The 14190-nt window shown below is 60.1% G+C and carries 8 protein-coding genes; 3 read left to right on the top strand and 5 right to left on the bottom strand.

Annotated features, from left to right (window positions below):
• Positions 1–39: 39 nt before the first annotated feature.
• The 4 genes from HNI00_RS11875 to ispE form a co-directional block, all read right to left on the bottom strand.
• Positions 40–1548, bottom strand: a complete 1509-nt coding sequence (locus tag HNI00_RS11875) for a cryptochrome/photolyase family protein (protein WP_316786396.1) — start codon at positions 1546–1548, stop codon at positions 40–42.
• A 15-nt stretch (positions 1549–1563) separates the two neighbouring features.
• Positions 1564–1902, bottom strand: a complete 339-nt coding sequence (locus tag HNI00_RS11870; RefSeq protein WP_316786394.1) for a DUF3082 domain-containing protein — start codon at positions 1900–1902, stop codon at positions 1564–1566.
• 122 nt (positions 1903–2024) lie between these two features.
• A complete protein-coding gene (locus HNI00_RS11865; RefSeq protein ID WP_316786392.1) occupies positions 2025–4151 on the bottom strand; it encodes a patatin-like phospholipase family protein in 2127 nt (708 codons plus the stop codon).
• Between the two features lie 80 nt (positions 4152–4231).
• Complete coding sequence (gene ispE, locus HNI00_RS11860) at positions 4232–5176, bottom strand: 4-(cytidine 5'-diphospho)-2-C-methyl-D-erythritol kinase (RefSeq protein WP_316786390.1); 945 nt, start codon at positions 5174–5176, stop codon at positions 4232–4234.
• A gap of 407 nt (positions 5177–5583) precedes the next feature.
• On the opposite strand from ispE, the gene HNI00_RS11855 reads away from it, so the two are divergent.
• Positions 5584–8346, top strand: coding sequence for an AAA family ATPase (locus HNI00_RS11855; protein ID WP_316786388.1), 2763 nt, complete (start codon positions 5584–5586; stop codon positions 8344–8346).
• On the opposite strand, the gene HNI00_RS11850 is transcribed toward HNI00_RS11855, so the two are convergent.
• Positions 8330–9322 (bottom strand): arsenic resistance protein, encoded by a 993-nt coding sequence (locus HNI00_RS11850; RefSeq protein WP_316786386.1) that lies wholly within the window; start codon positions 9320–9322, stop codon positions 8330–8332. The genes HNI00_RS11855 and HNI00_RS11850 overlap by 17 nt on opposite strands.
• A 545-nt stretch (positions 9323–9867) precedes the next feature.
• Between HNI00_RS11850 and HNI00_RS11845 the strand changes: the two genes are divergently transcribed.
• Both HNI00_RS11845 and minC read left to right on the top strand, forming a co-directional pair.
• Positions 9868–12963: a CHAT domain-containing protein gene (locus HNI00_RS11845; RefSeq protein WP_316786384.1), complete on the top strand. Its 3096-nt coding sequence runs from the start codon at positions 9868–9870 to the stop codon at positions 12961–12963.
• Positions 12964–13314: 351 nt separating this feature from the next.
• A complete protein-coding gene (gene minC / locus HNI00_RS11840; protein WP_172356028.1) occupies positions 13315–14112 on the top strand; it encodes a septum site-determining protein MinC in 798 nt (265 codons plus the stop codon).
• Positions 14113–14190: the final 78 nt, after the last annotated feature.

The following is a 14190-nucleotide window of genomic DNA, read 5'->3' as shown; positions in this document are numbered from 1 at the left end:
ATTCAGTTTCTAGTAGAAAATAAGTACAAATACTACGAATCAGCCATACTGCCCATACCAATCCTTCGCGTGTTGGCGGATGGCTTGGAGTTCTTCGGGGGGCATTTTGTCGAGGTTGGCGAGGATGAGGTTGATGCGGCCCTGGGATTTTAGCTGGGCGCGGTGGCGATCGAGGAAATCCCAATAGAAAAAGTTGAAGGGGCAGGCGTTTTTGCCGGTGCGCTGTTTGGGGTCATAGCGACAGCTTTTGCAATAGTCACTCATTTTGTTGACGTAGTTGGCGGAGGCGGCGTAGGGCTTGGAGGCGAGGATGCCGCCATCGGCGAACAGACCCATGCCAATGACGTTCGTCTGCATCACCCAGTCGTAGGCATCGATAAAGGCGGCGTGGAACCAGTTTTCGACCTCTTGCGGCGAGAACCCGGCAATCAGCGAAAAGTTCGCCAGGATCATCAGCCGCTGGATGTGGTGGGCGTAGCCCGTGCGTTCGACTTGGCGGAGGGTTTGGCGGAGGCAGTTCATGTCGGTCTGGGTCGAGTCCCAAAAGAAGGCGGGCAGCGGTTGGGTGTGCTGAAACCAGTTGCGCTGGGCGTAGTCTGCCTCGACGTGGTGGTATAGCCCAAACATATACTCGCGCCAGCCGAGAACTTGCCGGATAAAGCCTTCGACACTGCTGAGGCTGAGGGCTTGCTCGTGGTAGGCGCGTTCGGCGGCGTGGATCACCTCCAGCGGGCGCAGCAGTCCCAGGTTCAGATAGGGCGACAGCAGCGAGTGCCACATCGTGTCTTCGCCCGTCACCATTGCGTCTTGGTAAGGGCCGAAGGTGGGCAGGCGCGTGGCGATGAAGTGGTCGAGGACTTGCAGCGCGTGCGATCGCCCCACGCCCCAGCGAAACGGCTCCAGTTCTCCGTAGGTAGGGCAGTCCAATTCCCGCACCTGCTGCATCACCTCACGGGTCATTGCGTCCGGCTCAAATTCCAGCGGTGCGGGCGGGTTCAGCTTGCCCTTGGGCGGCTTGCGGTTGTCTTTGTCAAAATTCCACGCGCCGCCGACGGGCTGCTTGCCCTCCATCAGCACGCCAAAGCGCTGCCGCCCTTCGCGATAGAAATATTCCAGCAGCAGATTTTTTCGACCCTTCGCCCAGGCGGCAAAGTCGCCATCTTGCCAGAGGAAATGGTTATTGGGCAGCAGAGTTAGCTTGCAAGGCAGATCGAGAGACTGGATGAGGTGCAGGAAGGGGCGATCGCCCGGTGTCATCACCCGCAGTTCCGTAATGCCGTTCGCCTCGATCCAGCGCACCAGCGGCGACTCGAAGTTTTCGGCGGTTTCGTAGGTGACGGGCCAGCCCGCCTCGCGCAGTTCTGCCGCAAAGTGGCGCATGGCAGACCACACCAGCACCAGCTTTTGCTTGTGATAGGGACGCAGCCGCACCCAGCCCAGCGACTCGATCAGGATGACGGGCGTGTTTTCCGCTTGCCCAGCACGGCTTTGCAGCGCCGCCTGCCCCTGCCAAAGCTGGTCGCCCAGCACCCAGATGCCAATGGTCATGGTTGGGAGAACGCCCTACGCATCCGACTGCTTGGGCTGAAATAGAAGCTGAATCCCCAGAGCGAGCAGCCCCACTGTGGCGATGCCAAACGTCACCAGCGCCAGACAGCTCATCCCCAGTACCAGCGTCCGCACGGCCGAGCCAATGCTCACTGCCAGGGAATTGCCCGCAGGCAGCGGCTTGGCAGCAAAGGTGCTGTGGATGGAAACGGTGAGGAAATAAAGCGCAGTGGCGATCGCCCCTGAAATAGCAGCCCCCGTCCAGCAGCGCAGGGGGGTCGGCGGTGTCTCATCTGCCACTAGGGGGAGAGGCTTCTTTTTAGCAGTGTCTTGAACAGGGTTAATCTCTGCCATGTCGCGAACCTCACTTGAGCCTTGCTAGTGATGATCTTACAGGATGGAACGAGAAGGGGAGGATGGGAATTTAGACTTGCGTCCTGGCATCCTCCTCCCCTCCTCGCATCCCGTCATCGGCTCTAAAGTTCTGGCATCGTCCGTAGCACGGTCTTCGGCTGAGGGAGCTTCTCATCCAGGGCAGGGGCACACGCCCAGAAAGTCGTCACCGACTGGCGCATCCGCTCAACGCATTCCCTGGCCTTCTTGGCGTGGATATCGTCAGGATAGGCATAGGGATAGCTGGCGTGGTGGGTTGTCAGAGTTTCGTAGTCGAACTTTTTCGTAGAAAAGGCGACTGCTTCGAGCTGCGTTAGCCGTTCTTCCAATAGCCCCATCAGCACCCGGAACCGCACCCACTGATGATCCTCAAACTTAAACTCCCCAATGAGCTTATCGCCTGCGGTTTTGCCCTTGTTCATCACACCCTCAATCGTGGCCTTGTCCATCGCCAGGTTGAGGCCGCCTTCGTCGTGGGCCAGGCGCACTTGGGCAATTCGTTCGCGATAGCCGGGTAGCCCGGCCAGGCTGGTGTCGCGATAGTTTTGTGCGGTCTGGAACATTTGCCACGCAAAGGCCAGCAGGTTCGACTGCAAATCGACCCATTCGGGAGCCTGACGATCGTTGGGGCGCGGCAGAAACACGTCCTGATTCAGCACACGGCCGCTTTCCTGCGATCGCTCTTCTTGCAAATTGGGCGAGTTGGGCGTGACGCTCAGATAATCCGGATTGATCGTGCGCGTTGCGCCCGTGCCAAATCCAGGTCTGTCTTGCAGCGCATCTTCCGACACCGACCCCAGGTTGATGCCAAAGGTTGGGCGCGTGGGCAGCCACGAGTCAAAAAAGTGAATCGGGAAGTTGCTGCAAATGCCGCCATCGCTGAACCAGTTTTGCTGCAAATCTTTGGAATTTTTCGTCAGGTCTACTCTGATCACATCGCCCGGCTGGTGGCGATTGAGGCACGACTGGGACACCGTGTAGAGCGGCACCGCGCTAATCAGCACCGGAAAGCTAAGGCTCATTCGCGTTGCCACCACCACAGGCAGATCGTCGGGATCGGGCAGAAAGTAATAGCCCTTTGGCAGGTCATACTGCGGCCGATGCCCCGCCTTTTCGACCAGATGCTTGACCACATTGCTGGGAAACAGCTTGCTAAATTCTTCCACCTTAAAAATAAAGCGATGGTCGGGTTCAAAGGGCAGCGTGTAGGGGCGATTGTGGCTGAGATTGGAGGTGACCACGCGCAGGTCGATATTGTACTTACCGTTGTCGCAGTCGGGCAGATCCCCGTTTGGCAAGGGCTTCTTTCGCAGGTCGCCAAAGGTGAGCGGTCGCCCGGTTGGATCTAGCCCTGCCAGGTTGTTGATGTTGACGCTGAGCCAGTCCGTCAGCGCAATGGGGTTGGGGTCTGGCCCATTTGCTTCAGGCAGGTGTCCGGTGCAAATGCCAAACAGATTGGTGGGCAGCATTTTGAACAGCGCTGTGTACAAATCCACCGCGCCCGCCGCCAGCGTGCCCACCCCCAGCAGCCGATCCAGCCCGATGAATATCACCGCCAGCACGCCCACCCCCAGCAGGTAGTCGCCCAGCGCCACCGAGTTGCCCGTCAGCCAGCCTGCAATGCCAAAGGCGATCGCCGCCAGAGTTCCCAGCACCAGCGCCAGCACCGCGCTACCCAGCAGTCCCCAGAGGGTTCCCTTGCGGGCGCTGGCGGGGCTGGTGCGGCGGGTGATGTCGAGCAATTCCTGTATCCGCTGGAGCCAGGATTTTTTGGGTTTCGAGCCTTGGGCGCTGGCGGCTCTGCCCGATTTGCCTGTTTTGGGGTCGGGCGTGATGCCCAAAATCGCCATCAGCGCGTCCATCAGCGGCTTCAGCGTCGGTTCTGGCTGAAACAGGCTAAGCAAGAATCCTTCCTGGCAAAGCTGTTGACTGAGCGTGTCGAGTCGGTCAAATCCGCTGGGCTGTCCGTCCCAGGCTGCTTCCCGACCAAACTCGGCGGCGGCCGTCACCGCAGCGGCGATCGCCCCAGCGGAGGTTCCTCCCACGCTGCGAAAGCGATACTTCCCCTCGCCGGCCAGTTTGCAAATTGCAGGTGGATAGACAATACCACTGGTGATGCCGCCTTTCATCACCAGGTCACATTCCTGCTCTGGCGTGAGATAGCGGGTTTCGGGCGCTTCGGATGCAGCCGACGGTTGGGCTTGGGACATGGATCAACTCCTTAGAGGGGGCATGGAGAGCGCCAGACAGCGCTGTTCCTTCATACCCATCCAATACCCCAAATTTCGGATTACGGTGCTAAATGGATACCTTTCGCAATCAACTGGCCCACCCAAATTTCCAAGTCTGGGTCGGGCTGCTGTTCGCGCAGGGCCGCCGTCAGCGCTTCGGCCCGCGCCTGGGAATGGGTCAGCCCAAACACCGTTGATCCCGACCCCGACATCAGCGCCCCCGCCGCCCCCAGATCGAGCAACTGCTGTTTTAGCGCCGCCACCTTGGGATAGTCGGGAAAAACCACACGCTCGAAATCGTTGTAGAGCAGTTCGGGAATTTTGGAGCCGTCGCGCTGGGCGATCGCCCCCACCATTGGCCCGGCGTGAACCCGCTCTAGCCGCTGCTGGAGCGAGTCGGTATCGCGGGCATAGGTTCCTTCAAACCGCTGGCGATAGGTTTTGTAGGCCCAGGCGGTGGAAATCGGCAGGCTGCGATATTTTGCCAGCACCACCCAGAGATAATCCACACTGGGCAACGGGTCTAGCTGTTCGCCCCGGCCCGTGGCGATCGCCGTTCCGCCGCCAATGCAAAAGGCCACATCCGACCCCAACTCGGTCGCCAGTTCTTGCAGTTCCATCCGGGTCAGACCCAGCCCCCACATCAGATCCAGCCCCACCAGCACCGCCGCCGCATTGGTCGAGCCGCCGGCCAGCCCCGCGCCCACAGGAATCCGCTTATGCAGCGTCATATCCACCCCGCCAAACTGGGCGTAGGCCTTGGGAAACCGCTGCGCCATTAGCACCGCCGCCTTGTGCGCCAGATTGTTCTCATCGGCGGGAACCTCCGGCGAGTCGCAACTGAGGCGAAACTGCTCGATGCCATTTGCCCGCAGATCCACCCGATCCGCCAGCGACACGCTCTGCATCACCATCGCCAGTTCGTGGTATCCATCGGGGCGATCGCCAATGATTTCCAGATAAAGATTGATTTTGGCTGGGGCAATTAGAGAATAAGAGTGCATTCTAGGGGTTGGGGGGTTCGGGATACCCCTGCTAAAGTGAACAAATGAACTAACCACTGATCCTGGCGGTTTATCCTGGCCATTTCAATAGTCATTTCAATGGCTATTGAAAGTCGATGGGCAGAACCCTCCGCAGATCCAGTAGGATGTGTTAGCGCCAGCGGAACGCATCAAAGCCTTGCGGGGCAGTGCGTTACGGCTATGCCCACCAGCACCTACAAGACTCATCTTCTCATCTCTAGCGCCGGGGGAATCGGCCTGGCTTCCGGTTCCCTGGCTTCCGTTCATCAGACCCGCCCTCGTTTCCCAGCAGTCCCGTACTTCCTCGCATTTCTCCCTTCGCGTTTCTCCGTTCGCATTTCTCCCTTCGCATTTCTCCACATTTCTCTTTTCCCGCCGCAGCCACCATGCAACTCCTCAGCCTCAGCCTGACCAATTTCAAATCCCACCGCGATCGCCATGTGGTGTTCCAACCGGGGACAAACGCGATTTGCGGAGAGAATGGGGCAGGCAAGACGAGCATTTTGGAGGCGATCGCCTGGACGCTGTTTGCCTATCAGGGGCCCTATCGCAAAGAGGATCTGATTCGCAACGGCGAAAAAAGTGCCCAGGCAAGAGTTGCCTTTGTCTCGCGGCAGGACGGGCGCACCTACGAAGTCGAGCGCTGCACCACCAAAGGCTACGTCATTTACGACCCGCAGCTTGGGCAAAAGCTCCCCTATCGCAACCTTGAGGCAGAGGTGATGCCCTGGCTGCGGCAACAGTTGGGCGTGGCGGGCGGCACGGATTTATCGCAACTGTTTGCCAACACCATCGGCGTGCCCCAGGGGACGTTTACCGCCGACTTTTTGAAGGCGACGGAAGACCGCAAGCGCGTCTTCGACAGCATCCTCAAAGTTGAGGAATACAAACAGGCAAACCAGAAAATGCTGTCGCTGGAAAAGTATGCCAAAAGCGAGGTCGAAGCCCTGGAGCGCGACATCGCCCGCTATGAAGAAGCGCTTCAGGATTTGGGGGCGACCCAGCAGCGCCAGCAGACGGTGACCCAGGCGATCGCCACGGCCGAGGCCACGCTGACCCAGCTAGAAGCAGACCTCGCAACCCTGCAAGCCGAGAAGGAGGCGCTGGCGGCCCTGGCGAACCAGGTGCAGCAGGCAGAACTGCGGCTGCAAACGCTGACCACGCAGATTGCAGCCCAGCAGCAGACCAACCAGGTGCTAGAAACCTCGGTGCAAAAGGCGGAGGCTGCCCTGGCGCAGTGCGAGGCCCATCGAGCCAGCTATGCGGCCTATCTCCAAGCAGAGGCGACGCTGAAGCAGTTGAACGAGCAGCTTAAACAGCGATCGCCCTTGGTCAAACAGCGTGATGCCCAGCAGAAAGCCCTGGCCGCCGGCCAAGCCGAACTCACCCGCCTGAGCCTGCAACTGGAAGCCCTGGCGCAAGCACAGCAGCAGTTGCAAGCCCTCCAGCCGGGAATCGCGCAGCAGGCAGAACTGGAAGCGCAGCAGGCCGCAGTCGCGGAGTCGCTGAACCAGCTTCAGGCTATGCGGGTAGAGGAGCGATCGCTCTTATCCCAACAGGGAAAGCTGCAAGAAAACCTGGCGGACCTTGCCCAAGACCTTCAGCGACTGCAAGCGTTGGCCGAGAACTTGGCGGATGTATCCAGCCTGGAGCAGCAGCGCGATCGCCTGCAAACCCAACTCAGCCGTATCGAGGCGGCCCGCCAGTTTGAGGGCGAATTGCAAACCCTGCTGACCGGGGCAGAGCAGCAGCGCGATCGCCATCGGGCACAAGCCGCAGCCGCCCTAGACACCTTACGCCAGATGCAGGCGGGAATGCCCCTGCTGGCAACCGATGCCGTAGATGCCGTGCTGCAAGCGCTCCAAGAGGGTATTGACCTGAATTCGGAACTGCTGAGCAACATTCGAGCCATTCTGACCGATCTGGCCGCACAGACCGATGCAGAGGCAATTCGCAAACAGATTCAGCAGACGAAAAAGGCGATCGACGCGGCCTATCGCCAGCGGGCGGAAGTGGACAATTTACCTGCCCAGCAAGCGCAGCAGCAGCAGCTCCAGGGCGAGTTGCAGCAGGCTCAGTCGCGGCTCCAGCAGCTTCAGCAGGCCCTCCAGGCAGAACCAGCGACCAAAGAACGGCGATCGCATCTGATCCAAGCCCTCAGCGACCTGGGCGATCCACGGGGGCGCAGCCAGCTTTTGCAGCAAGACCTGGCCCAGCAGCCGACGCTCCAGGCGCAGTACGAGCGGCTGAAAAGCTCACAGGCAGACGCAGCAGCGGCGATCGCCCAACTGGAGGCCCAGCTTGCCCAGTTTGCCGAGTTGGAAACCCAGATAGACACGCAAACCGCAATTCGCCAGCAGCACCAGGCAGGCTACCAGCTTTTTCTGCAAGCGCAAGCCACGGCGGAACCATTGCCCAGCCTACAACAGCAGCTTCAGGCGGCGATCGCCCAGGTGGCGACCCTGGAAGCCGAACGGGCCCAGGTGCAGGCCGAACTGGACGCACTACAACAGCGCTATGACCCGCAGCGCTGGCATCAGGTCGAAGCCGACTACAGCGCCAAACGCAGCCAGGCAGACCAGATCAGCGGTGGCTTGCCGCCCCAGCGACAGCTTTTGGCAGAGCTAGACCGCAAGCTGGCAGAACTAGGGGCGATCGCCGCTCAGCGCGACCAGGCCCAGCACGACCTGAAGCAGCGCAAGCAAAACCATAAGTTCGTCGTCTTTGCCCGCAAAACCTACAAAGATGCGGGCCCCCGCATCACCGCCCGCTATGTGCAGCAGGTGTCTCAGGAGGGCGATCGCCTGTTTCGAGAGCTAATGAACCGCCCCAACCTGTCGCTAGAGTGGACGGCGGAATACGAGATTCTGGTGCGCGAGGGAGGCTACACCCGCCGCTTTATCAATCTTTCGGGGGGCGAGCAGATGTGCGCGGCGCTGGCAGTGCGGCTGGCCCTGCTGCGCGTGGTGGCAGATCTAGACGTGGCCTTCTTCGACGAGCCAACGACCAATATGGATCGCCCCCGCCGCGAGAGTCTGGCTGAGGCGATCGCCAATCTCAAGTCCTTCCGCCAACTTTTCGTCATCAGCCACGATGACACCTTTGAGAAAGTCACCGAAAACGTGATTCAAATTACCCGCGAGGGTTAAACAACTCCTCTTGAGAGCGGCTTCTGAACAACCGAGCCGGCACCCACCACAGATAAACCATCATGCCTGCCAGCTCGATTAGGGGCTGAATCACCACAATTGTGACGACCACCGACCAATCCTCAGACAGCGCCAGGGCAAACGGCAGCACCACAAAAGAATTGCGAGTCCCGATGCTAAATGCCAGCGTGCGGCTGGCGGTTCTCTCCAATTGCAGCCATCGCGCCAGCCCCACGGCAAAATATCCCGCCAAGATGAGATACACCACAAAAATGAGGATGACCGGCCCCAAAGACCGAATCTCCGCCCACTCCAGACTCCCCACCTGGGAGGCAGCAATCAGCCAGAGAACCAAGGTTAACAACGGGATGGGCAGCCAGCCCGCCAGCCTTAGCCAGCGTTGCCCAACGGCGTGCCGTTTTGCCCAGGTTTCCGTCAGCGCAGCCAGCCCCATCGGCAGCAAAATCAGTTTGACAAACGTGTCTAGGAAGTCGGCTGGATGAATCGCACTGCGGATCAGGCTCCCGGTGAACAAGGACAGATACACGGGCAGCAGCAGGCTTTGGAGCAGCAGCAAAACTGGCGTTGCCGCAATGGCCAAGTTAAGATTGCCTTTTCCCAAATAAGTAAACGTCAGGAACCAGTCGGTGCAAGGAACCAGCAGCACCAGCAGCACACCAAACTGGAGCTTGGGATCGCTCAGCAAGAGGTGGGTGAGAAACCAGACCACCCCAGGCACAAGCACGAAATTTGCAGCAATCAGCGCCAGCATAAACCGCCGACTTCGGAAGACCTCTCGTAACTGCGTTAGCGGCACCTGACAAAAGGTGGTGTACAGCAGAACTCCCAGAACCAGGTTAATCAGCATTTCTAGACCCTGGGCCCGCTCAGCATTCTGCCAGCCCCAGACTCCTCCGCTGATTAGGGCAAGCAGGTAGAACCAGATTTGATATCGCTCCAGCGTTAATTTAGTCATTTCGTCACTTGCATTTCGCCACTTGCATTCCGTCACTTGCATTCCGTCACTTGCATTCCGCCACTTGGCAACTTTTTGGGGACGGGCTGCGTCTAGCCGATTGGGCATTCTAGATGTCACGGGCCTTCGGCGGGCCGATGGGGTGCAGTACCACAAACGGGCGATTCCCGTGGGGATCGCTTCGCGAATCGCCCCTCACCCACCGTTGGAAATGGCTTCGTTGGGCTTTATGCGATTCTGTCGCAAGGCCACGCGAACAGCGCTATTCTGGATCTAGAAGCAGGGACAGACTACCACACGTTTTATCAAGCGGTTTGCTCCGCACGACGGCTGGCTAAATTGGGCCACCCCAGGCATTGCAGCGCAACCTCTGGCGCGTCGTTGGGCAACACCGCACGAGCTATCTCGCGATGGGCTTTTTTGCGGGTGCGTTCGCCCCAGGTGTGGATAACACGAGTCTCCTGGCTTCTGGGACTTTGGCTAGCGATCGCCCCACATCAGATGGAAAGCCCCTATCCATCACACATTAGGGAAGCGCTACAGCCGTGACTCAGGAGTTTCATCTTTCCGTAACCCCTGTGGGCAATGACGAGTATCTGGTGCGAACCGAGCGGGTTGCGCCGGGTGTGCCGCTGGCGGAGGAGCAACTCCGCTGGACAGTAGAGGAATGGCTGGCGCTGGCGCGGCAGTTGATGGACGACCCGCTGCTGGGGCTGCTGCGGGGGCACGGATTTTATCGAGTGGGTGGGTTTGAGCTGCCGCGTCGATCTGAGTATGAGAACGAGCTGCCCGTCAGCCTCATCGAACTGGGCGAAACGCTGTATCACGCGCTGTTTCAGGGGACGCTGCGGAATAGCTGGATGATTGCACGGGGCATTGCCCAACACCAAGGCGAAATGCTGCGGCTGCGGCTGGGGCTGAAAGGGTCGCGCCTGCCCCGGCTGCCGTGGGAGGTGATGAACGGGGGCGATCGCGACAGTTTGGGCAATCTGCGCCATCCCATCGCCACGGGAACCGATGTCGTGTTCTCGCGCTTTCAGACGGGCATCCAGGTCATGGGGGGGCGATCGCTCCGTCCCCTCAGCCCTACGCAGCCCGTCCGCATCCTCATGGTGGTCGCCACGCCCACCGATCAGGAGCGGCTAGAGCTAATGCGCGAAGCCATGCATTTGCAAGAAGAACTGCGGCGACCCGCCGGGCCAGGTTTGGAGGGACTGGGCACGCATCCCCAGCTAGAACTGACTGTGCTGGAGCAGCCCGGCCGCGAAGAACTGACCCACGCCCTAGAGCAGGGGCATTTCCATATCCTGCACTACGCAGGCCACAGCAATCTGGGCGCATCCGGCGGCAATCTGTACCTGGTCAACTCGCGCACGGGACTCACGGAAACCCTCAGCGGCGACGATCTGGCCGGGCTGCTGGTGAATAACGACATTCGCCTGGTGGTGTTCAACTCCTGCCGGGGCGCACACACCGCCGTTCCCGCTGCTGGATCGTCTGCCGAAGCCCAGCCTGCCCAAGACACGCGCAACCTAGCCGAAGCGCTGGTCAGCCGGGGCATTCCCGCTGTGCTGGCGATGGCCGAAAAGATTCCCGACGACGTAGCGCTGACGCTGACCCGCCTGTTTTATCGCAACCTGCGGCGGGGCTTCCCCATCGACCTCAGCCTCAGTCGGGCGCGGCAGGGACTGATCTCGTCCTACACGTCCAACCAACTGTATTGGGCGCTGCCCGTGCTGTACCTACATCCTGCGTTTGACGGATACCTGGTGTCGGGCGATAGCCACCATATCAATCCCGCCGATCGGTTGCAGCAGTTTCCCCCCTCCTATGACCTGCCGCTGCTGGCCGGGGAGGAGCCGTCCTTGGTGCTGTCGCCGTCGAGACTGCTAGAGCCAGATTTGGAGCCAGATTTGGAGCCAGATGAGGATTTTGAACTCATTTCGCGGGCGGTGCTGCTCGATCACGACTGGGCCTCGCCAGGGCTGGAGTTCGACAATCCGTTTCATTTCGATGCGCCCGTCGCCACCGAAAACCCGTTTGATTTTGACTTTGCCAGCAGTGGCAGCCTGGTAGAGGTGCAGCCCACCAGCAGCGAACGGGTAGACGAGGCAGCAGAGTCCAGACTCGCCCAGTGGCCGATTCATCATCCGGGTGCTGGCTTATTTACCCTCGGACGGTATGACCAAGAGCCGTCTGCTCCAGCAGAGGGACTGGGTACGGCGGATCAACCAGCAGCAGAGGGGCGATTCGCAAAGCGATCCCTAGGGGAATCGCCCGTGGAACTTCCTGGTGGCTACCTGGGTCGGCTGCTGGCACAGCACGCAGATCCGTCAGACCACAGCACCGCCCCAACCTCCCTCAGTCTGTCTTCTGCCCCCGCTCCTCAGCAGACCGAAACGGCGAATGCCGCCAATGCCGCAGACCTGTTGCAGCAGCTAACCCCCCGCCCCGTTGACCTGATGAACGTGGCCACCGACGCGACTCAGGATGCCCGCCCGGTGGATGCACCCGTGTCTCCGGCAGCGACCTATCGGTGGCTGGCTAGCCATGCGCCTGCTACCTCCCCGGACTCTTCAGAAGCGGCTGCGCCACCGCAGGATTCCCAGCCAAATTCCCAGCCAAATTCCCAGCCAGAATCTCAGCAGCAGACGGCTACACCCCAGGATTCTCACCGAGCGATTACGCCTGTAGACACGATTCCCACGGCCGACCGCATTCCGGCGCTGCGGGACAGCCGGGCAGCCCATCCCGCCCGCAAACCTGGCCGACTGCAAAAGCAGCACATCCTGCTGCCGCTGGCGGGTGCAGGCGCAATGGCGATCGCCCTCTCCTCGTTTCATTACACAATGGGACTGCTCCGCCGCGAGCCATCACCCGCTGATTTGCTGCCGCCGATGGACAGCACCTACACGCCTAGCGTGCCGCCGATGCCTGTTGGCACGACTGAAACCAGCCAGCTTGCGGGCGCGGCTATCTTGAACCTGAAGCGCGAAAATCTGCCCGAAGCGGAAAAGGCGATCGCCCAACTGCTGGATCAAAATGCGCTGCTGGATGCCAAAGTCGCCCTCGACGCAGTGCCCTCCGAATGGCGCAATGCCAGCTATCCCGAACTGATGTTTTTGATGGGGCGACTGGGATGGCAATGGCAGCAGCAGGAGGGAAATATCTACAGCGTGGACGACGTGCAGCGGTTTTGGAAACTGGCGGCCGAGGGACGGCCCGATGCCGCCGCCTACTGGAATGCGCTGGGCTTTGCCCACTATGCCAAGGGTGAGTCTGTAGACGCGGCGCGAGTCTGGTGTCGGGCGGCGGCACTGATGCTGGCACAGCCGATTCCCGACTCGGTGGACGCAGCAGACGACCGCGCCGCTCTCAACTGTCCGCCGCCGATTCAGTCTGTCACCAATCCCGAAGCGCTGACCGCCTACGCTGGCGTGGCGCTGGCTTTGCAACAGGCAGCCCTCGATCCCAGGTTTTCTCAGGGTGCAACCGAGCTACTGAAACAGTCTGCCGCATACTATCAAATGGTAATGCTGAGCAATCCAGCCAGCTTCGATCAAACGGCGCTAGCAAAGAACTGGCTATGGACTCCGGCGACGCTAAAAGACTGGGCGGCGCTGGGCAGTCGGCGACCTTAGCTGCGGTGAGTCTGCCTCTGCGAGTCTGCAATCTGTAGACCCTGCAACCTGTGAGTCTGCAATCTCTGCAATCTACGAGTCTGCAACCTGTGAATCTGCATCTGTGAGTTTGCCATCTACGAGTCTGCAACCTGTGAATCTGCATCTGTGAGTCTGCATCTATGGGTTTGCCATCTGTGCGTCTACAATCTGTGCGTCTGCAACCTGTGGACTCTGCAACTTAGGGAGACTCTGCGGCTTAGGCATCGAGTGCGCTACCCCATCCTGCGAAAAACATTTTCCGAATCTCGCTCCCGCGACTAATATGGATAGTTATTTCGCCCTGTTGCATAATCGTCATCCTTTGGGTTCATGACTTCTGACTCCTCCCCCGTGTCTACGGTGTCGGCCCTGCCCCAGCCCCCCGCCGATGCCGCCCATCCCAATTCGCAGGTTCGCTTTAAGAGTGAAGGCGGCCGCCTGCTGTTGATGCTGCCGCCAGAAGGCGAGAGCGAGTTTGCCGTAAGCTGGGGCGACCTATGGCAGCAGCTCAAGCAGCGACTCAGCGCGGGCGATCGCTTCTGGCAGCCGAATACCTCCGTGCATCTCATCGCGCGCGATCGCCTCCTGGATGTGCGCCAACTCCAGTCCATCGACGAAGCCCTGGCCCAAGAGCAGCTTTGCCTAAAGCGGGTCTACACCAGCCGTCGGCAAACTGCGGTGGCAGCAGCGACGGTCGGGTTCTCGGTCGAACAACACACGCCCGTTGCCCATCTCAACGCCCCCGCCGAAGCCACCGGCCAAGCGCTGGCAGAACCGCTCTATGTCGAAACGACGGTGCGTTCGGGTATGGAAATCCGGCACCCAGGCACCGTGGTTGTGCTGGGCGATGTCAACCCTGGCGGCTCGATTGTCGCCGATGGCGATATTGTGGTGTGGGGGACGCTACGCGGCGTGGCCCACGCGGGCGCATCGGGCAATCCCCGCTGTCTGATCATGGCGCTGCGGCTAGAGCCAACCCAACTCCGCATCGGCGAACAGCTTGCCCGCGCCCCCGAAAAACCACCCGAACAGTTTTATCCGGAAGTGGCCTACGTGGCCTCGGAAGGGATTCGCATTACTCGCTCGGCAGATTTTTCCAAGCTGCGGCTGTTAGCGCCCGATGCCTAACAGAATCCAGGGTTCAGGGTTTTGTGCAAAAGATTTCTCCTGTCAGGGCGGCTGCTAGATTACACTGCTAGATTGCAC

The sequence above is a fragment of the Thermoleptolyngbya oregonensis NK1-22 genome, assembly GCF_032705245.1.
In the GTDB taxonomy this organism is placed as follows: Bacteria; Cyanobacteriota; Cyanobacteriia; order Elainellales; family Elainellaceae; genus Thermoleptolyngbya; species Thermoleptolyngbya sichuanensis.
This window is presented reverse-complemented; position numbering and strand designations above follow the sequence as displayed.

Excerpts from the sequence above, each read along its gene's own strand:
- HNI00_RS11875 (WP_316786396.1), bottom strand. The coding sequence starts at position 1,548 with ATGACCATTGGCATCTGGGTGCTGGGCGACCAGCTTTGGCAGGGGCAG.
- HNI00_RS11870 (WP_316786394.1), bottom strand. The coding sequence starts at position 1,902 with ATGGCAGAGATTAACCCTGTTCAAGACACTGCTAAAAAGAAGCCTCTC.
- HNI00_RS11865 (WP_316786392.1), bottom strand. The coding sequence starts at position 4,151 with ATGTCCCAAGCCCAACCGTCGGCTGCATCCGAAGCGCCCGAAACCCGC.
- ispE (WP_316786390.1), bottom strand. The coding sequence starts at position 5,176 with ATGCACTCTTATTCTCTAATTGCCCCAGCCAAAATCAATCTTTATCTG.
- HNI00_RS11855 (WP_316786388.1), top strand. The coding sequence starts at position 5,584 with ATGCAACTCCTCAGCCTCAGCCTGACCAATTTCAAATCCCACCGCGAT.
- HNI00_RS11850 (WP_316786386.1), bottom strand. The coding sequence starts at position 9,322 with ATGACTAAATTAACGCTGGAGCGATATCAAATCTGGTTCTACCTGCTT.
- minC (WP_172356028.1), top strand. The coding sequence starts at position 13,315 with ATGACTTCTGACTCCTCCCCCGTGTCTACGGTGTCGGCCCTGCCCCAG.